We start from the raw sequence: 18,823 nt of genomic DNA, 5'->3' as shown, positions 1-18,823 counted from the left end.
TCGATGGAGCGACGTCTGCGCAAGGTGAAGACCACCATGTCGATCCACGCGCACCGCCGCACCCTCGAGCTGCTCGACGGCGAGTACGCCTCGATCCACCACGGCCGCAGCCACGACTTCGACGACCTGCGCGAGTACCAGCCGGGCGACGAGGTCAAGGACATCGACTGGAAGGCGACGGCGCGCAGCCACGTGCCGCTCATCAAGCGCTACATCGCGTCGCGCCAGCACACGCTGCTGCTGGTGGTCGACTCCGGCCGCAACATGGCCGCGACCGCCGAGTCGGGGGAGTCGAAGCGCGAGATCGCCATCCTCGTCGCCGGCGTGCTCGGCTACCTCGCGACCCGGCACGGCGACCGCGTCGGGCTGCTGATGGGGGATGCGTCGCGCACCGAGAGCATGCAGGAGGGCGGCTCGGAGGCGCACCTGGAGCGCATGCTGCGCCGCGTCGACGACGCGATCGGCCTCGACGGCCCGCACTCGCACCTCGAGGGCGTGCTCGAGCACGCCGTGCGGCGCATGCGGCGGCGCTCGCTCATCGTCGTCATCGCCGACGACCTCGCGTACACGCACGACCTCGACGTGCACCTCGGCAGGCTGCACGCCCGCCACGAGGTGCTGTGGGTGTCGATCGGCGACGCCGACCTCATGGCGCGCGCCGGCGACCACCGCGACCTCGTCGGCGTCGACTCCGGCGTCGGGCTGCCGCCGTTCCTCCGCCGCGACCGGGGGCTCCGACGCGCGTTCGACGAGCAGACCGCGCTCCGCCGCGAGCGCCTCGAGGCGGGCCTGCGCTCGCTCGGCATCGCGTCGGTGCGCATCGGCTCCTCGGCGTCGGCGATCGGGAGCCTCTTCCGCCTGCTCGAGAGGCACCGCCGTGCGCGCCGCTGACGCGCAGGCGCTCGCGCTCCTGCCGGCGCCCGACACGTACGGCCCCTTCGGCTACGGGCCGTGGTGGGTGCTCGGCGGCGTGCTGCTGCTGCTCGTGCTCGCCGCCTACGCCTTCGCGTGGCTCTGGACCCGGCCGCGCGGCCTGCTCGAGCCGCCGCCGCCCCCGCCGGTGCCGATCGACGTGCGGAGCGTGAAGGAGAAGTACCTGGGCCTCATCGACGAGGTCGCCAAGGAGCACGCCGACGGAGAGCTCGACCCGCGGGCCCTCGCGCAGCGGCTGAGCCTCGTGCTGCGGTTCTTCGCCCACGAGTCGACGGGCGTGGTGGCCGAGGTGATGACGCTGCGCGACCTGCGCTCGGCCGACCTGCCGACCGTGCAGGGCGCGGTCGAGCAGTACTACCCGTCGTCGTTCCGGCGCGCGGCGAAGCACGACCCGGACGCGGCGATCGCCGCCGCCCGCCAGGTGGTGGCGACGTGGATGTGACGCTGCTGTGGCCGTGGGTGCTGCCGGTCGTGCTCGTGGTCGGCATCGCCCTCGTGGTGGTGGGGCTCGTGCTGCCGCGGCGCCGTCGCGACCGCGGCCTGCCCGTCGCCCACGTCGACCGCATGACGGGCCTCGCGGCCTTCCGCGGCGCGCTCCTGCGCTACCGGCTCTGGATCGCCGGCGCCCTCGTCGCTTCGATCGCCGGGCTCGCGGTCGCGGGCACGGTCGCGTCGCGGCCGTCGGGCGTGCACGCGAACCAGGAGGACGACTACAAGCGCGACATCGTGCTGTGCCTCGACGTGTCGGGCTCGATGGTCGACGTCGACGCCGAGATCCTGGGCGTCTACCAGCAGATCGCCGCGGAGCTCGACGGCGAGCGCGTCGGCATGCGCATCTTCGACGCGTCGAGCGTGATGGCGTTCCCGCTCACGAGCGACTACGACTACATCCAGGAGCAGCTGGGCCGCTACGTGCGGGCGCTGAACGGCACGCTCGGGCCCGACGAGCAGTTCAACTACCTCGCGGGCACCGCGAGCGGGCTGGGCGCGTCGCTCGTCGGCGACGGCCTCGCCTCCTGCGTGCTCGACTTCGCCGACCTCGAGGCGAGCGACCGGCCGCGATCGATCATCCTGGCCACCGACAACGTCGTGAACGGCCAGCAGATCTACTCGCTGCCGCAGGCCGGCCAGCTCGCGGTCGACAACGAGGTGCGCGTCTACGCGATCAACCCGTTCGACTTCGGCGGCGACCAGTACTCGCAGGAGCTGCGCGAGACGGCCGAGGGCACCGGCGGCGCGTACTTCGCGCTCGACTTCGCGCAGACGGTGCCGCAGATCGTCGACCGGGTGAACGCGATCGAGGCCGGCTACATCGAGACGCCGCCGCAGATCCAGGTCGTCGACCGGCCGGGCGCCCTGCCGCTCGTCGTGCTCGTGCTCGTGGCCGGCGTCTGCCTGATCGCCTGGAGGGTGCGGCTGTGATCACGTTCCATCCGACCCTGCCGGTGCTCGTCGCCGTCGTCGGCGTCGCGCTGCTGGCGCTGTGCGCGTGGCAGCTCGTCGCGGCGCGGGGCAGGCGCATGGCGTGGCTGCGCCGCACGCTGCTCGTGGCGCTCGCGGTCGCGATGGCCTTCCGGCCCGCGCTCCCCGGCGGCGAGGTGCCGACCGCGTCGATCCAGGCGCGCGTGTTCGTGATGGTCGACACGTCGCAGTCGGTCGCCGCCGAGGACTGGGGGAGCGAGCCGCGGCTCGTCGGCATGCAGGAGGACGTCGTCGAGATCGCGCGCTCCTTCGCGGGCGCCGACATCTCGGTGATCTCGTTCGACTCGACCGCGTCGCTGCGCGTGCCGCTCACCGACGACGGCTCCGCGGTGATCGAGATGGTGCGGGCGCTGCGGCCCGAGATCGCGCAGCAGTCGCGCGGCACGTCGGTCGCGGCCGCGCACGACCTGCTGCTCGCCGAGCTCGAGCGCAGCGCCGCCGAGGAGCCCGACTCGCCCGCGATCGTCTTCTACCTCGGCGACGGCGAGCACACCGCCGAGGAGCCGCCGCAGTCGTTCGACGACGCCGCCGGGCTCGTGGACCGCGGCTTCGTGCTCGGCTACGGCACCGAGGAGGGCGGGCGGATGCGCGTGTCGAGCTTCGACCCGACCGACGAGGCGTACCTGCAGGATCCGGCGGGCGGCGACGCGATCAGCCGCATCGACGAGCAGCAGCTGCAGTCGATCGCCGATGAGCTGGGCATCAGCTACCTCCACCGGCAGCCGGGCCTGCCGCTCGCCGACGCGCTCGGCCCCATGGCCGTGCTCGACGGGGAGGCCGACCTCGACCGCACGGAGGAGGCGCGGCTCGAGGTGGCGTGGGTGCTCGCCGGGCCCATCGCGCTGCTGCTCGCCTGGGAGGGGCTCAGCCTCGCCCGCTCGCTGCGCTCGACGCGCGGCATCCTGCGGGAGGAGGCGCGATGAGGCTCCCGGGGATCCGCCGCCGCGTGCTCACCGACCGGCAGCGCCGCACCCTGCGGTGGTGGCTCATGCTCGGGCTCATCCCCGTGGCGCTCGCCGTGCTCGTGCTGTCGACGAAGCTCATCAGCGTCAACGCGCTCTCGCAGACGGCGATCGACCGCTTCGAGGGCCGCGCCTACGGCCAGGCCGCGGAGGCCGCCCGCGGGCTCGAGCTGTGGAACTGGATCGAGCCGTGGAAGGCGCCGTTCGACCTGGGCGTCTCGCTCGTGATGGGCGGCTCGCTCGAGGAGGGCAGGGCCGAGATCGAGGAGTCGCTGCAGCTGCACGGCGAGCCGGAGACGCCCGTCCAGCTGCACGAGCACTGCATCATCGTCGCCTCGCTCGTCACGGCGATCGAGAAGCAGGGCGATGTCGCCCGGGAGGCCGACGACACGCAGGCCGCGAACGGCTTCTACGGCGAGGCGCTCGCCCTCATCGACGGCCTCCCCGAGGGGTGCCTCGACGAGCCGCGCGAGGGCGAGGCCGACACGCAGGCGCAGTTCGAGGCCGCCCAGCCGCGCATCGAGGAGAAGATCGAGGACGAGTCGTCCGACGAGGGCGACGGCGACGGCGAGGGCGAGGGCGAGGGCGAGGGCGAGCAGGAGCCGCAGACGCCCGAGGAGCAGCTCGAGGAGCAGAACCAGGACGCCCAGACCGAGCAGCAGCAGCAGGACCAGTACGACGAGGGCGGCGAGCAGGAGGGCGGCGGCTCGGGCGTCGAGCGGCCCTGGTGAGCCTCGCGCGCCGCCTAGACTCGCAAGGGTGATCCGCCTCTCCGAGCTCTTCTTCACCACGCTGCGCGAGGACCCGGCCGAAGCCGAGGTCGCGAGCCACCGGCTGCTGCTGCGCGCCGGCTACATCCGCCGCGCGGGTGCCGGGCTGTACTCGTGGCTGCCGCTGGGCCTGCGCGTGCGCCGCAACATCGAGCGCGTCATCCGCGAGGAGATGACGGCCGCAGGCGCCCAGGAGGTGCTGTTCCCGGGGCTGCTGCCGCGCGAGCCGTACGAGCGCACCGGCCGCTGGACGGAGTACGGCGACGGCATCTTCCGCCTCCAGGACCGCAAGGGCGCCGACCACCTGCTCGCGCCGACGCACGAGGAGGTCTTCACGCTGCTCGTGCAGGACCTCGTGTCGAGCTACAAGTCGCTGCCGCTGACGATCTACCAGATCCAGGACAAGTACCGCGACGAGGCGCGGCCGCGCGCGGGGCTCCTGCGCGCGCGCGAGTTCACGATGAAGGACGCCTACTCCTTCGACGTCGACGACGCCGGCCTCGACGCCTCGTACCAGCGCCAGCGCGACGCCTACGAGCGCATCTTCCGGCGGCTCGGGCTCGAGTACGTCATCGTCTCGGCCGACGCGGGCGCCATGGGCGGCTCGAAGTCGGAGGAGTTCCTGCACCCGACGCCCGTGGGCGAGGACACCATCGTGCGCTCGGCGGGCGGCTACGCGGCCAATGTCGAGGCGTTCGAGACCGTCGCCCCCGACCCGCTGCCCGTCGAGGGCCTGCCCGCCGCCGTCGTGCACGACACCCCGGACACGCCCACGATCGAGACGCTCGTCGCCGACGCGAACGCGCGCTTCCCCCGCGAGGACGGCCGCCCGTGGACGGCCGCCGACACGCTGAAGAACGTCGTGCTGCGCCTGACGCACCTCGACGGCTCGAAGGAGCTCGTCGTCGTCGGGCTCCCCGGCGACCGCGAGGTCGACGACAAGCGCGCCGAGGTGGCGTTCCAGCCCGCCGAGGTCACCGCCGCCGACGAGACCGACTTCGCCGCCAACCCGGGCCTCGTGAAGGGCTACATCGGCCCGTGGTCGGCCTCCGGCGCCGTGCTCGGCGAGCAGGGCTCCACGCGCATCCGCTACCTCCTCGACCGTCGCGTCGTCGACGGCACCGCCTGGATCACGGGCGCCAACGAGCCCGGCCGGCACGTGTTCGGCCTCGTCGCGGGCCGCGACTTCGCGGGCGACGGATGGGTCGAGGCAGCCGACGTGCGCGAGGGCGACCCCGCGCCCGACGGCTCCGGCCCGGTCACCCTCGAGCGGGGCATGGAGATCGGCCACGTCTTCCAGCTCGGCCGCAAGTACGCCGAGGCCCTCGGGCTCAAGGTGCTCGACCAGAACGGCAAGCTCGTCACGGTGACGATGGGCTCGTACGGCATCGGCGTGACGCGCAACCTCGCGGCCATCGTCGAGAAGTCGCACGACGAGAAGGGCATCATCTGGCCCCGGGAGATCGCGCCGTTCGACGTGCACGTGGTCGCCACCGGCAAGGACCAGGCTGCGTTCCGGGTCGCCGAGACGGTCGTCGCCGACCTCGAGGCGCGCGGGCTCGAGGTGCTCCTCGACGACCGGCCGAAGGTCTCACCCGGCGTGAAGTTCGGCGACGCCGAGATCATCGGCGTGCCGCAGATCGTGATCGTCGGCCGCGACGCCGTCGCAGGCCTCGTCGACGTCTGGGACCGCGCGACGGGCGACCGGCAGCAGGTGCGGATCGACGAGCTCGAGGCGGCGCTCGGCCGCTGACGGACTAGCGGCGCGGGTGCCGGCCGGCCTCGTCGGCCGGCAGCGCCTCCCACTGCCCGGTGACCGACTCCACGCTCTCCCACACCTCGACGCCCTGCACCTCGGGGAGCATGTCGCGGGTGAAGACCGGGTCCTTGCCGGCGCGTCGCTGCTCGTCGAAGTTCTTGAGCAGCTTGAACGCGACGCCAGAGAGCAGGCCGATCGCGATCAGGTTCACGATCGCCATGACGCCCATGAGCAGGTCGGCCGTGCTCCAGATGGTCGCGGTCGCCACGACCGAGCCGCCGAGCACCGCCGCCACCGCGAGCGCGCGGTAGGCGGTGAGGGCAGCGCGGCGCTCGGTGATGAACTCGATGTTCGACTCGCCGTAGTAGTAGTTGCCGATGATCGACGAGAACGCCAGCAGGAAGACGATCACCGAGAGCGCGACGCCCGCCCACGCGCCCAGCTGGCCGGTCACCGCGTCGAAGGTGAGCGCGATGCCGCCCTCGGCGCCGGTGAGGTCGGGGGTCGAGACGAGGATGATGAAGGCCGTGATCGAGCAGACCAGGAAGGTGTCGAAGTAGACGCCGAGCGTCTGCACGAGCCCCTGCTTGACCGGGTGGGTGACGGCGGCGGAGGCGCCCGCGTTCGGGGCGGAGCCGAGACCCGCCTCGTTCGAGAACATGCCGCGCTTGACGCCCTGCATGATGATCGTGCCGAGCGCGCCGCCCGCCACCTGCTGGAAGCCGAACGCGCCGGCGTAGATCTCGCCGAGCACCCGCGGCACCTCGGAGATGTTCATCGCGACGATGATGATGCCGAGGATCAGGTAGAGCAGCGCCATCGCGGGCACGAGCGACTCGGTCACCTTCGCGATGCGGCGCACGCCGCCGAAGACGATGAGGCCCGTGAGGGCGGCGACGAGGATGCCGACGACCCAGGGGAGCCACTCGGCGTCCGTGCCGATCGTGGACGAGACCGTCGCGACGATCGTGTTGGCCTGCAGCGACGAGAAGGCGAAGGGGAAGCAGATGATCAGGATGACGGCGAAGAGGACGCCCATCCACCGCTTCCCGAGGCCGCGCTGCATGTAGTACGCGGGGCCGCCGCGGAAGCCGTCGGCGTCGCGGTGCTTGTAGAGCTGCGCGAGCGACGACTCGATGAAGGCGGATGCGCCGCCGACGAACGCCATCGTCCACATCCAGAAGACGGCGCCGGGGCCGCCGAACGCGATGGCGGTCGCGACGCCGGCGATGTTGCCGACGCCGACGCGGCTCGCGGCCGAGATCGTGAACGCCTGGAAGGAGGAGACCGACTGCGCGTTGCCGTCGCGGTCCTTCGGCGTCCTGTCGGTCAGCACGCGGAACATCGCCGGGAGCAGCCGCAGCTGCACGACGCCCGAGCGGACGGTGAAGTAGATGCCGAGCACCGCCAGCACGGGCAGGACGATCCACGTCCACCAGAAGTCGCCGGCCGTCACGATCAGTTCGTCGAGTGCTTCCACGGGCGACCACACTAGCCGCCGGCGCGGTAGGATGGCCGGTCGGCATCCCGTGCCGTGAGCGAGCAGCAGAACAAGGAGTCCACAAGTGAAGATCGATCTGAGCGTGCTGAAGACCGTCGAGCGCGAGCGGGAGATCTCGTCGGACGACCTGATCCGCATCATCGAGCAGGCGATCCTCCAAGCCCACGTCCGCTCGGGCGAGAAGCACGACGCGACGGCGCCGCAGCCGCGCGTCGAGGTCGACCGGAAGACCGGCGAGGTCACCCTGTACGAGCCCGAGCTCGACGAGGACGGCAACCGCATCGGCGAGTCGATCGCCACGACCGACGACTTCAGCCGCATCGCCGCGACCGCCGCGAAGCAGGTCATCTTCCAGGCGCTGCGCGACAAGAGCGACGAGTCGGTGCTGGGCGCCTACAAGGATCGCGAGGGCGACATCATCGCCGGCGTCGTCCAGCAGGGCACGAACCCGCGCATGGTGCACGTCAAGCTCGGCGACGACATGGAGGCGCTGCTGCCGCCCGAGGAGCAGGTCCCGGGCGCCGAGTACAAGCACGGCCAGCGCCTGCGCGTCTACATCACGAAGGTCGAGCGAGGCCAGCGCGGCCCGCAGGTGACGGTGAGCCGCACGCATCCGTCGCTCGTCCGCCGCCTGTTCGCCCTCGAGGTGCCCGAGATCGCCTCGGGCGCTGTCGAGATCGTCGCCATCGCCCGCGAGGCCGGCCACCGGTCGAAGATCGCGGTGCGCGCGACGCAGCCGGGCATCAACGCCAAGGGCGCCTGCATCGGCGAGCTCGGCGCCCGCGTGCGCGCCGTGCAGGCCGAGCTCGGCGACGAGAAGATCGACATCGTCGACTTCTCCGAGGACCTGCCCGCGTTCGTCGCGAGCGCGCTGAGCCCGGCTCGGGTGTCGGATGCGTTCATGCTCGACGAGAAGACGAAGGCCGTGCGGGCGCTCGTGCCCGACTTCCAGCTCTCGCTCGCCATCGGCCGGGAGGGCCAGAACGCCCGCCTCGCGGCGAAGCTGACGGGGGCGAAGATCGACATCCAGCCCGACTCCGTCATGGAGGACTGAGCGATCTCCCTGCGTCCCGGGCGTGTCGTGCGGTACGATGGGGACATCCGAACGTGTCTTGGCTGTCGCGCGCGCACTGAACCCGCACATCTCGTGCGGATCGTCGCGCAGGGCGACGCGGCTGTCGTCGATCCCGATCGACGGCTTCCCGGCCGAGGCGCATGGGTGCATCCGACGCAGCAGTGCGCGGAACGCGCGCTCCGCGCGCTTCCCCGGGCGCTGCGCCATCCGCACCTGGACACCTCGCCCATCGCACGATGGGCACAGGACGGGCTCGACCCGAGCCCCGACCGAAGGAATGAACGGCACATGGACAACTGATGAGCAGCTCGAAATGAGACCCGTCAGCTAATCGTCCGCCCTGTCCTGGGCGGACCAGGACAGGAGAGAAGTGGCAAACCCACGCGTGCATGAGATCGCCGCCGAGATCGGCGTCGAGAGCAAGGTCGCCATGGCCAAGCTCAAGGAGATGGGCGAGTTCGTCAAGGGACCCGCCTCGGCGATCGCACCCCCGGTCGCCCGCAAGCTCAAGGCCGCCCTCGAGGCGGAGGGGCACACCGCTGCCCCCGCGGAGCCCGCGAAGGCGCCCGCAGCCAAGGCCCCGGCGACGAAGGCTCCGGCCGCGAAGCCGGCGGCAGCTGCTCCGGCACCCGCGCCGGCACCCGCCGAGCCCAAGGCCGACGCCGCCCCGGCGCCGTCGCCCGCCCCCGCAGCGGCGCCCGCGCCGCGCGCCGAGACGCCCGCACCTGCGGCGCCGGCAGCACCCGCGGCGCCTGCCGCGCCCGCTGAGGCCGCCCCCGGCGGCGACGCGTCGGGCAGCAGCATCCCGCGCCCGATGGCGCGCCCGGGCGCTCCCCGCCCCGGCAACAACCCGTTCGCCTCGAACCAGGGCATGGGCCGCCCCCGCGGCGGCAACAACCCGTTCACGAGCAAGCAGGGCGCCCCGCGCCCCGCGGCTCCGCGCCCCGGCGCACCTCGTCCCGGCGCACCGCGTCCCGGCGCCCCGCGCCCGGGCTCGCCCCGTCCGGGTGGCGCAGGCCGTCCCGGTGCCGGCGGCGGCGGCGCGTTCCAGCGTCCCGGTCAGGGCGCGCCCGGTCGTGGCGCTCCCGGTCGCGGCGGTCCCGCGTTCGCGGGTCGTCCCGGCCCCGGCGGCCGCGGCCGCGGCGGCACCGCCGGCGCGTTCGGCAAGGGCGGCGCCAAGGGCAAGTCCCGCAAGTCGAAGCGCACGAAGCGCCTCGAGTTCGAGATGCGCGAGGCGCCGTCGATCGGCGGCGTCAAGGTCCGGCGCGGCGACGGCACGACCGTCATCCGCATGCGTCGCGGCGCATCCATCGCCGACTTCGCCGAGAAGATCGACGCGAGCCCCGGCGACCTCGTCACCGTGCTGTTCCACCTCGGCGAGATGGCGACGGCGACGGAGTCGCTCGACGAGACCACGTTCGAGCTGCTCGGTGCCGAGCTGGGCTACAAGATCCAGATCGTCAGCCCCGAGGACGAGGACAAGGAGCTCCTGGAGGGCTTCGACATCGACCTCGAGCAGGAGCTCGAGGACGAGAGCGACGAGGACCTCGAGTACCGCTCGCCCGTCGTCACCGTCATGGGCCACGTCGACCACGGCAAGACGCGCCTGCTCGACGCGATCCGCGGCGCGAACGTCATCGACGGCGAGGCCGGCGGCATCACCCAGCACATCGGCGCCTACCAGGTCTGGCAGGAGCACGAGGGCGAGGACCGCGCGATCACGTTCATCGACACCCCGGGCCACGAGGCGTTCACCGCCATGCGCGCCCGAGGCGCTCGCGTCACCGACATCGCGATCCTCGTGGTCGCGGCGGACGACGGCATCATGCCGCAGACGATCGAGGCGCTGAACCACGCCCAGGCGGCCGACGTGCCGATCGTGGTCGCGGTGAACAAGGTCGACAAGGAGGGCGCGAACCCGGCGAAGGTCCGGCAGCAGCTCACCGAGTACGGCCTGGTGGCAGAGGAGTACGGCGGCGACACCATGTTCGTCGACGTCTCGGCGCTGGCCCGCACGGGCATCGAGGACCTCCTCGAGGCCGTGCTGCTCACGGCCGACGCCGGCCTCGACCTGCGCGCCAACCCGCACAAGGAGGCCCGCGGCGTCGCCATCGAGGCGAAGCTCGACAAGGGCCGCGGCTCGGTCGCGACCGTGCTCATCCAGTCCGGCACGCTCCGCGTCGGCGACGCGATCGTCGCGGGCACGGCCTACGGCCGCGTCCGTGCGATGGTCGACGACCGCGGCGAGCTGGTCGAGGAGGCCGGCCCGTCGATGCCCGTCCAGGTGCAGGGGCTCTCGAGCGTCCCGCGCGCCGGCGACACCTTCATCGTCACCGAGGAGGACCGCACGGCCCGGCAGATCGCCGAGAAGCGCGAGGCCGTCGAGCGCAACGCCATGCTGGCCAAGGCCCGCAAGCGCCTGTCGCTCGAGGACTTCAAGCTCGCCATGGAGCAGGGCAAGGTCGAGACGCTCAACCTCATCATCAAGGGCGACGTCTCGGGTGCCGTGGAGGCGCTCGAGGAGTCGCTGCTGAAGATCGAGATCGACGACACCGTCGACCTGCGCATCATCCACCGCGGCGTCGGCGCGATCACCGAGTCGGACGTGAACCTGGCGACGGTCGACTCGGCCGTCATCATCGGCTTCAACGTGCGCCCCGACACGAAGGCCCGCGAGCGCGCCGCCCGCGAGGGTGTCGACGTGCGGTTCTACAACGTGATCTACGCGGCGATCGAGGATGTCGAGAACTCGCTCAAGGGCATGCTGAAGCCCGAGTACGAGGAGATCCAGTCGGGCGTGGCCGAGATCCGCGAGGTGTTCCGCTCCTCGAAGTTCGGCAACATCGCGGGCTGCATCGTCCGCTCCGGCACGATCACCCGCAACGCCAAGGCTCGCGTCATCCGCGACGGCGTCGTGCTGGCCGATGGCCTCGCCATCGAGTCGCTGCGCCGCTTCAAGGACGACGTCACCGAGGTCCGCACCGACTTCGAGTGCGGCATCGGCCTCGGCAGGTTCAACGACCTGCAGATCGGCGACGAGATCGAGACCACCGAGATGGTGGAGAAGCCGCGCGTCTGACGTGCGGAACGAGGTGTGGGGCGGCTGCGGTCGCCCCACACCCGTCTGAAGCGAGAGGAAGTCCCATGGCCGAGAACCCCAGGGCGAGGAAGATCGCCGACCGCATCCGCGAGATCACCGTGCGCGCGCTCGAGCGCGAGGTGAAGGACCCGCGGCTCGGGTTCGTGACGATCACGGATGTGCGCGTCACCGGAGACCTGCAGCACGCGTCGATCTTCTACACGGTGTACGGCACCGACGAGGAGCGGGCCGACACCGAGACGGCGCTCGCGAGCGCCAAGGGCGTCGTGCGCCGCGAGATCGGCAAGGGCATCAGCCTGCGGCTGACGCCGTCGATCGAGTTCATCCTCGACGCGCTGCCCGAGAGCGCGGCGTCGATCGAGCACCTGCTCGACGAGGCGCGCCAGCGCGACCTCGCCGCCCAGCAGGCGGCCGCGGCGGCGCAGTTCGCCGGCGAGCCCGACCCGTACCGCAAGCCGCGCGAGGAGGACGAGGAGGCTTAGCGGGCCTCCTCGAAGCGCAGCCGCCGCGCCGCCAGGTCGGCCTCGACCAGGCGGGCGCGGATGCGCTCGCCCGGCTCCGCCGAGGTCGCGCACGCGGCCTCGGCGGGCGGGTCGAGCAGCTGCACCGTGGCGCCGTCCTTCCGGGTCTCCACGACGACCGCATCGAAGTCCTCGCCGATCCGGTGCCGCAGCATCGCGATCTCGACCGCGTCGATCGACTCCCGCTCGAGCCGGCTCGCGACCTGCCCCGACTCCTGCATGATCTCCGGCAGCCCGACGAGGCCCTTCGACGCCCACGCCGGGATGTCGCGGCCGTTCGCGATCGCCTCGCAGTGCGCGAGCACGTACCGGTCGACGAGGCGCCGCAGCGGCGCCGTCGTGTGCGCGTACGGCGCGCCGATGGCCGCCTGGATCAGCGACGCATCCGATCCGCCGCCCGGCGCCGTGCCGTCGAGCACGGTGTAGCCCGCGCCGCGGAACAGCCGCCGTGCGACCTGCAGGATCGCGAGCGTCGTCGGCTTCGAGCGGTCGAGGCGGCGCAGGAACGCGCCGTAGTGCTCGCCTTCGGCCCACTCCTCGCCGATCGCGCGCACCTCCTTGCGGAAGCGCCGCACGTCGCCCTTCGGGGGCCGCGGCATCGTGCGGAGGATGCCCCGCCCCGCGCCGAGCATGAGGTCCGCCGCCTCCATGCCCGTCATGAGCGAGACCTGGGCGTTCCAGCGCTCGACGGGCAGCAGCTCGCGGCGCTCGAGCCGGTAGTCGTCGCCGTGGCGGGCGATCTCCTCCTCGGGCATGTCGAGGCTCGCGCCGTCGCGCGCCTCCTCGAGCGTGATGCGCAGCTCGCCCACCTCGCGAAGCAGGCCCAGCATCGCGTCGCTGCCGTCGATGCGCGCCTGCGCCTCGCGGTAGGTGAGCTGCTCGCGCGAGCGCACCCGGGCGCGCTCGAGCGTCGTCCCCGTGACGTCGCCCGACGCATCCAGCCGCATCGTCCACACGTACGCGGCGCGCTCCTGCCCCTCGAGCAGGCTCGCGGCGCCCTCGCTCACGACGGGCGGGTGCAGCGGCACCCGGCCGTCGGGCGCGTACATCGTCTGGCCGCGGCGGCGCGCCTCGGCGTCGATCGCGCCGCCGGGTTCGACGAACGCTGCGACGTCGGCGATCGCGTAGTGCACGACGAAGCCGTCGCCGTCGCGCTCGAGGTGCAGCGCCTGGTCGAGGTCGGTCGAGCCCTCGGGGTCGATCGTCACGAACGGCACCTGCGTCCGGTCTGGCTCCGGCAGCCGCGGGTCGGCGGCGTACGCCGCGGCCTCGGCCTCGGCGGCGGGCGGGAACTCGGCGTCGAGGCCGAGCTCCTCGCGGATCGCGGCGAGGGCGGCGGCGAGCTCGTCGCTCGCGGCGGGACGGTCGATGAGGCGCTGGTGTCGTGCCGGCATGGCGCACAACCTAGTCGGGCAGCCTGACCGCCCCGTGCTCGCGCAGCACCAGGCCGTCGGCGGCGAGCGAGACGACGGCGCGCTCGAGCTGCGCCGCGTCGGGCCAGAGCGGCGCGAGATCGGCCTCGGCGAGCGGCACGTCGACGGCCCGGAGCGCCCGCAGCACCGTGCCGCGCGCCTGCCGGTCGCTGCCCGCGAACGCCGCCTGCCGAGGCGCGCGCCGGCCCTCGTAGGGCGGGTAGCCGGCCGCGCGCCACGCGCACGCGTCGGCGATGGGGCACGCGTCGCACCTCGGCGCCCGCGCGGTGCACACCAGGGCCCCGAGCTCCATGAGCGCGATGGAGACGACGGATGCGTCGGCGGGGGAGGCGGGCAGCAGGGCCTCGACGTCGGCCAGGTCGCGCTTCGCCGCCGGCGCCGCCTCGCCGCGGCCGTGCACGGCGCGGGCGACGAGGCGGCGCACGTTGGTGTCGACGACCGGGTGGCGGTCGCCGAAGTGGAAGACGGCGACGGCCCGCGCCGTGTAGTCGCCGATCCCCGGGAGCGCGAGCAGCGCATCCACGTCCCTCGGCACCTCGCCGCCGTGCCGCTCGACGATGGCGCGCGCGGTGTCCTGCAGGCGCAGCGCCCGCCTGGGGTAGCCGAGCGTGCCCCACTGCCGCAGCACCTCGTGGGTGGGCGCATCGGCGAGGTCGGCGGGCGTCGGCCAGCGCTCGAGCCAGCGGTCGATCTCGACCGCGACGCGCGCCGCCTGCGTCTGCTGCAGCATGATCTCGCTCACGAGCGTGCCCCACGCGTCGAACTCCGGCCGCCGCCACGGCAGGTCGCGGGCGCTCGCGCGATACCAGGCGGCGAGCGCGGGCAGCGAGCGGCCGTCGAGCATCCCGCCAGCGTACCCAGCGCCTAGGCTGGCGGCATGGTCGACCGCGCGCTCCTCATGAAGGCGGCCTCCTGGACGCCCGAGCAGAAGGCCCTATATACGAGCCTCGTCGAGCAGCTGCTGCGGCGGAACCCGCGCGGGCGGCGGCTCATCGCGGTCGAGGGGCGCGACGGCGTCGGCAAGACGCGGTTCGCGGATGCGCTCCAGGTGGCGTTCGCGCGCGCCGGCGTCGAGGCGTTCCGCGCGAGCGTCGACGACTTCCACCGGCCGCAGGCGTTCCGCTACCGCCAGGGGCGCGAGTCGTCGAAGGGCTACTACGAGGACGCGTTCGACATCGAGCTGCTCGACCGCGTGCTGCTGCAGCCGTTCCGCATGGGCGGCTCGACCGGCTTCCAGACGGCCGCCTTCGACCTCGCGACCGACCGCAGCATCGAGATGGAGTGGGAGACGGCAGGGCCGGATGCGGTGCTCATCGTCGACGGCGTCTTCCTGCAGCGGCCCGCGCTCGCGGGCAAGTGGCACGCGGTGCTGCTGCTCGAGGCCGACGACCGCGTGCGGGGAGCGCGGATGCGCGCGCGGGACGGCGCGCACCCCGACGTCGCGCACGAGTCGCACCGCCGCTACCGGGAGGCGCACGAGCACTACGAGCGCACGGTCGTGCCGCGCCGCCGGGCCGCGTTCATCGTCGACAACACCGACTGGCGGGCGCCCCGGCAGAGCTTCGCCGACAGCTGCTAGGCGAGCCGGCGCACCGCCGACGCCGGCAGGAAGCGGCCCGTCCGCTCGACCTCGTGCACGAGCTCGACGAGCGCGGCGTTGACGGGAGCCTCCCGCCCGAGGCGCGCCGCCGCATCCACCACCGCGCCGTTGATCAGGTCGACCTCGGTCGGCTGCCCGCGGCGGATCGACTGCTGCGTCGAGCCGAGGTTCGGCACGTCGCCGAGCCGGTCCTTGATGCGCAGCGGCACCTGCTGCGCGATGCGCCGCGGCGCGAAGGCCACGAGCCGCACGAGCAGCGGCGTGAGCCCCTGGAGCGGCTGGAAGCGCACGCCCGACGCGAGCCCGATGCGCGCCGTCTCGCGCATCGACGCGAGCATCACGCGCCGCAGCCCCGGGTCGCGGATGACGTCCTGCACCGAGTGGCCGACGATCGCCGGCAGGGCGTTGACCATGTTGATGAGCAGCTTCGTCCACTGCGCGCCCTCGATCGAGGGGGTGAGCGACGTGGGCAGCGCCTCGCCGAGCAGCGCCGCGAAGCGCTCGCCCTCGGCGCCGCCGACGATCGTGTCGCCGGCGGCGGTGACGGTGACGACGCCGGGCTCCATGGAGTTCGCGGCCATGAGCGCGATGCCGCCGGCGACCCGGTCGTGCCCGAGCAGTCGCGCGGCGGCCCGCTCGCCGCCGAGCCCGTTCTGCACGACGAGCAGCGGCACGTCCGCGAGGGCCGCCCGGCTCGCCTCGAGCGCCGCCGCCGTGCCCGTCGCCTTGGTGGCGAGGATCGCGACGTCCGGCGCCTCGGCGAGCGACTCGAGCGCGGTCACGCGCGCCGTGTGCGCGCCGTACGCGCCGCGCAGGCGCAGCCCGTGCTCGCGGATCGCGGCGAGGTTCTCGCCGCGCGCCGTGACCGTCACGTCGTGCCCGATCGCGTCGAGCCGCGCCGCGATCGTGCCGCCGATCGCCCCCGCGCCGATCACCGCGACGCGCTGCCGCGCCGTCGCATCCGCCGTGCCCTCATGCGCCATGTCGAGGAGGCTATCGGCGGCTAGGCTCGTCGGGTGCCCGACGCCCCACCCGCCCCCGACGGCATCCTGCTCGTCGACAAGCCGCAGGGCATCACGAGCCATACCGCCGTGAGCCGCGCGCGCCGCGCCCTCGGCACCCGCAAGGTCGGCCACGCCGGCACGCTCGACCCGATGGCGACGGGCCTGCTCATCCTGGGCGTCGGGCCCTCCACGCGCCTGCTGACCCACATGGTGGGCCTCGACAAGACCTACACCGCCACCATCGCGCTCGGCGCCGCCACGAGCACCGACGACGCCGAGGGCGACGTCACGAGCACGGCGGATGCGTCGCACCTGTCGGGCGACGACCTCGCGGCGCCGATGGCGCGCCTCACGGGCGACATCGAGCAGGTGCCGTCGAGCGTGAGCGCCATCAAGGTCGACGGCGAGCGCGCGTACGCCCGGGTGCGGGCGGGGGAGCAGGTCGAGCTGCGGGCCCGCCCGGTCACCGTCGCGCGCTTCGAGGCGCTCGCCTTCCGGCCGGGCCCCCTCGCCGAGGTCGACGTGGTCGTCGACTGCTCGAGCGGCACGTACATCCGCGCGCTCGCGCGCGACCTCGGCGCCGCGCTCGGGGTCGGCGGGCACCTGACGGCGCTGCGCCGCACGCGCATCGGGCCGTTCGACGTCGAGGGAGCGCCGATCGCCGACGCCCTCCCCGAGCAGGGCGCGAGCGATCTGCTGCTGACCCCGGCCGAGGCGGCGTCCCGCATCCTGCCCGTCGCGCGGCTCGACGACGAGCGCGCCGCGAACCTCGCGAGCGGCCGCCGCACCGTCGCGCTCGAGGGGGAGGCCGGCATCGTCGCCGCCGTCCACGGCGACCGCCTCGTCGGCATCGCGCGCATCGACGGCCGGCGCATGCTGCCGGTGACCAACTTCCCGACGGGCGCCGCGGCCGAGGGGGCACGATGATCAGCTGGGTGATGCTCGCGCAGGCGATCGGCCTGGGCGTGATCGGCGGCGTCGTCGCGATCGTCGGCCTCACGAGGCGGCCGTTCGGCGACGGGGTCCTCGCTGCCGCGGCGCTCACGCTCCTCACCCTCGTCGTGCAGACCGTCGCATCCGTCGTCGCCCCGATCATGGGCGCGGGCCCCACCGGCGACCTGCTCGAGTACTGGACCTACCTCATCACCGCGCTCGTCATCCCGCCGGCGGCGGTCATGTGGGCGCTCGTCGACAAGAAGGGGGAGTGGTCGACCCTCGTCGTGGGCGTCGGCATCCTCGCGGTCGCGGTGATGGTCTACCGGATGCACCAGATCTGGTTCGTGCAGCTGGCCTGATCGCGGCGATTAGACTCGCTTCCGATGAGCGAGCGCAAGCATGCCGGGATCGGGCGGGTCCTCATCGCGGTGTACGCGGTGCTGGCGATGGCGGCGACCGGTCGCTCGTTCGTGCAGATCGTGCAGCGCTTCGACGAGGCGCCGCTCGCCTACTCGCTGAGCGCCGTCGCCGCGGTCGTCTACCTGCTCGCGACGGTCGCGCTCGCGATGCGGGCGGATGCCTGGCGGCGCGTCGCGCTCGCGGCCGTCTGCTTCGAGCTCGTCGGGGTGCTGGTCGTCGGCACCCTCTCGCTCGTGGCGCCCGAGCTCTTCGCGCACGACACCGTCTGGAGCCGCTTCGGGATGGGCTACCTCTTCATCCCCGCCGTGCTGCCGTTCCTGGGCCTGTGGTGGCTGCGCGCGAGCCGCGAGCGGGTGGCGGCGTGAGCGGCGACCGCGGGGCCGGCATGGACTGGATCGACGCGCTCGAGGCCGTGCCGAGCGCGGTCACGATCGGCAAGTTCGACGGCGTGCACATCGGCCACCAGCGGATCATCGAGCAGCTGCGCGCGCTCGCCGAGCCCGCGGGCCTCGCGACCACCGTCGTCACCTTCGACCGCAACCCGCTCGAGATCGTGCGGCCCGACCGCGCGCCGCTGCCGCTCGTGTCGCTGCCGCACAAGGTGGAGCTGCTGCGCGCCGCGGGGGCCGACCGGGTCGTGGTGGTGCCGTTCACGGGCGAGACGGCGGCGCAGCCCGCGGAGGAGTTCGCCGAGCGCGTGCTGCTCGACGGGCTGGGCGCGCGCGTGCTGCTCGTCGGCGACGACTTCCGCTTCGGCCACCGCGGCGCCGGCGACGCGGCCATGCTGCGCGCGCTCGCCGAGCCGCGCGGCGCCCGCGTCGAGTCGATCGACGACATCTGCTTCGCCGACGGCCGGCGCGTGTCCTCCACGTGGATCCGCGAGGCGCTCGAGCTCGGCCGCGTGCAGGAGGCCAACGGCATGCTCGGCCGCCGCCACGTCCTGCGCGGCGACGTCGTGCGCGGCTTCCAGCGGGGGCGGGCGCTCGGCTTCCCGACCGCCAACCTCGGCGCGCCCGTCGAGGGCTTCGTGCCCGCCGACGGCGTCTACGCGGCCCTCGCCCACGTCGACGCCGGCACGTTCCCCGCCGCCGTCTCGATCGGCGACAACCCCACGTTCGACGGCGTCGCCGCGAAGACGGTCGAGGCGTACCTCCTCGACGTCGACCTCGACCTCTACGACCGGCCCATCAGCCTCGAGCTCGTCGACTTCGTGCGGCCCATGCACCGCTTCGAGAGCCTCGACCAGCTCATCGCCCAGATGTCGCGCGATGTGGACCGCACGCGCGAGCTCGTCGCGGCCGCCACGGCCTGACCTGTCCGGACAGGG

The 18,823-nt window shown here is 73.3% G+C and carries 19 protein-coding genes; 15 read left to right on the top strand and 4 right to left on the bottom strand.

All coding sequences use genetic code 11. From position 1 onward, the window contains the following. Positions 1–3 precede the first annotated feature (3 nt). Genes J2X49_RS00410 through J2X49_RS00385 form a run of 6 tightly spaced genes read left to right on the top strand, consistent with a single transcriptional unit; the run spans position 4 to position 5,900 of the window. A complete protein-coding gene (locus tag J2X49_RS00410) occupies positions 4–891 on the top strand; it encodes a DUF58 domain-containing protein (RefSeq protein ID WP_128190692.1) in 888 nt (295 codons plus the stop codon). Continuing rightward, positions 878–1,375 carry a hypothetical protein gene (locus J2X49_RS00405; protein WP_146357339.1) on the top strand — a complete coding sequence of 166 codons (498 nt, stop codon included), beginning with the start codon at positions 878–880 and terminating at the stop codon, positions 1,373–1,375. The genes J2X49_RS00410 and J2X49_RS00405 overlap by 14 nt, the downstream gene beginning before the upstream one ends. Further along, a complete protein-coding gene (locus J2X49_RS00400) occupies positions 1,366–2,355 on the top strand; it encodes a VWA domain-containing protein (RefSeq protein ID WP_310121163.1) in 990 nt (329 codons plus the stop codon). The genes J2X49_RS00405 and J2X49_RS00400 overlap by 10 nt, the downstream gene beginning before the upstream one ends. Beyond that, complete coding sequence (locus tag J2X49_RS00395; protein WP_310121161.1) at positions 2,352–3,338, top strand: VWA domain-containing protein; 987 nt, start codon at positions 2,352–2,354, stop codon at positions 3,336–3,338. Before J2X49_RS00400 ends, J2X49_RS00395 begins: the two co-directional genes overlap by 4 nt. Further along, entirely contained in the window at positions 3,335–4,108 is a 774-nt protein-coding gene (locus tag J2X49_RS00390) for a hypothetical protein (RefSeq protein ID WP_310121160.1), read from the top strand. The genes J2X49_RS00395 and J2X49_RS00390 overlap by 4 nt, the downstream gene beginning before the upstream one ends. Before the next feature lie 28 nt (positions 4,109–4,136). Then, positions 4,137–5,900, top strand: coding sequence for a proline--tRNA ligase (locus J2X49_RS00385; protein ID WP_310121157.1), 1,764 nt, complete (start codon positions 4,137–4,139; stop codon positions 5,898–5,900). 4 nt (positions 5,901–5,904) lie between these two features. Here J2X49_RS00385 and J2X49_RS00380 read toward each other — a convergent pair whose 3' ends face one another. Next, positions 5,905–7,386, bottom strand: a complete 1,482-nt coding sequence (locus J2X49_RS00380) for an alanine/glycine:cation symporter family protein (protein ID WP_310121154.1) — start codon at positions 7,384–7,386, stop codon at positions 5,905–5,907. Between the two features lie 85 nt (positions 7,387–7,471). Between J2X49_RS00380 and nusA the strand changes: the two genes are divergently transcribed. From nusA to rbfA, 4 genes are all read left to right on the top strand, one after another. After that, positions 7,472–8,461 (top strand): transcription termination factor NusA, encoded by a 990-nt coding sequence (nusA, locus tag J2X49_RS00375; RefSeq protein ID WP_128190517.1) that lies wholly within the window; start codon positions 7,472–7,474, stop codon positions 8,459–8,461. A 27-nt stretch (positions 8,462–8,488) separates the two neighbouring features. Beyond that, positions 8,489–8,782 (top strand): YlxR family protein, encoded by a 294-nt coding sequence (locus J2X49_RS12930; RefSeq protein WP_205649682.1) that lies wholly within the window; start codon positions 8,489–8,491, stop codon positions 8,780–8,782. A 70-nt stretch (positions 8,783–8,852) separates the two neighbouring features. Further along, the gene (infB, locus tag J2X49_RS00370; RefSeq protein ID WP_192575922.1) at positions 8,853–11,561 is read left to right on the top strand and encodes a translation initiation factor IF-2; all 2,709 of its coding nucleotides are present in this window, start codon (positions 8,853–8,855) and stop codon (positions 11,559–11,561) included. 65 nt (positions 11,562–11,626) lie between these two features. Then, a complete protein-coding gene (gene rbfA / locus J2X49_RS00365) occupies positions 11,627–12,064 on the top strand; it encodes a 30S ribosome-binding factor RbfA (RefSeq protein WP_128190689.1) in 438 nt (145 codons plus the stop codon). Here the strand turns inward: rbfA and J2X49_RS00360 are convergent. Next, a complete protein-coding gene (locus J2X49_RS00360; RefSeq protein WP_310121147.1) occupies positions 12,061–13,497 on the bottom strand; it encodes an RNB domain-containing ribonuclease in 1,437 nt (478 codons plus the stop codon). The genes rbfA and J2X49_RS00360 overlap by 4 nt on opposite strands. Positions 13,498–13,507: 10 nt before the next feature. After that, positions 13,508–14,380 carry an A/G-specific adenine glycosylase gene (locus J2X49_RS00355; protein ID WP_310121145.1) on the bottom strand — a complete coding sequence of 291 codons (873 nt, stop codon included), beginning with the start codon at positions 14,378–14,380 and terminating at the stop codon, positions 13,508–13,510. 33 nt (positions 14,381–14,413) lie between these two features. Here J2X49_RS00355 and J2X49_RS00350 point away from each other — a divergent pair, with 33 nt between their 5' ends. Continuing rightward, positions 14,414–15,115 carry a uridine kinase gene (locus J2X49_RS00350; RefSeq protein ID WP_310121143.1) on the top strand — a complete coding sequence of 234 codons (702 nt, stop codon included), beginning with the start codon at positions 14,414–14,416 and terminating at the stop codon, positions 15,113–15,115. On the opposite strand, the gene J2X49_RS00345 is transcribed toward J2X49_RS00350, so the two are convergent. Next, a complete protein-coding gene (locus J2X49_RS00345; protein ID WP_310121140.1) occupies positions 15,112–16,119 on the bottom strand; it encodes a 2-dehydropantoate 2-reductase in 1,008 nt (335 codons plus the stop codon). The genes J2X49_RS00350 and J2X49_RS00345 overlap by 4 nt on opposite strands. A 33-nt stretch (positions 16,120–16,152) precedes the next feature. Here J2X49_RS00345 and truB point away from each other — a divergent pair, with 33 nt between their 5' ends. The 4 genes from truB to J2X49_RS00325 are packed head-to-tail and all read left to right on the top strand — an operon-like array spanning position 16,153 to position 18,808. Further along, positions 16,153–17,067, top strand: coding sequence for a tRNA pseudouridine(55) synthase TruB (truB, locus tag J2X49_RS00340; protein ID WP_310121138.1), 915 nt, complete (start codon positions 16,153–16,155; stop codon positions 17,065–17,067). Continuing rightward, a complete protein-coding gene (locus J2X49_RS00335) occupies positions 17,064–17,435 on the top strand; it encodes a hypothetical protein (protein ID WP_146357361.1) in 372 nt (123 codons plus the stop codon). The genes truB and J2X49_RS00335 overlap by 4 nt, the downstream gene beginning before the upstream one ends. A 24-nt stretch (positions 17,436–17,459) precedes the next feature. Next, positions 17,460–17,861 carry a hypothetical protein gene (locus J2X49_RS00330; RefSeq protein WP_128190166.1) on the top strand — a complete coding sequence of 134 codons (402 nt, stop codon included), beginning with the start codon at positions 17,460–17,462 and terminating at the stop codon, positions 17,859–17,861. Continuing rightward, positions 17,858–18,808: a bifunctional riboflavin kinase/FAD synthetase gene (locus J2X49_RS00325; protein ID WP_310121131.1), complete on the top strand. Its 951-nt coding sequence runs from the start codon at positions 17,858–17,860 to the stop codon at positions 18,806–18,808. The genes J2X49_RS00330 and J2X49_RS00325 overlap by 4 nt, the downstream gene beginning before the upstream one ends. Positions 18,809–18,823 lie beyond the last annotated feature (15 nt).

This window comes from Agrococcus sp. BE272 (assembly GCF_031457935.1).
GTDB classification, from domain to species: Bacteria; Actinomycetota; Actinomycetes; order Actinomycetales; family Microbacteriaceae; genus Agrococcus; species Agrococcus sediminis.
This window is presented reverse-complemented; position numbering and strand designations above follow the sequence as displayed.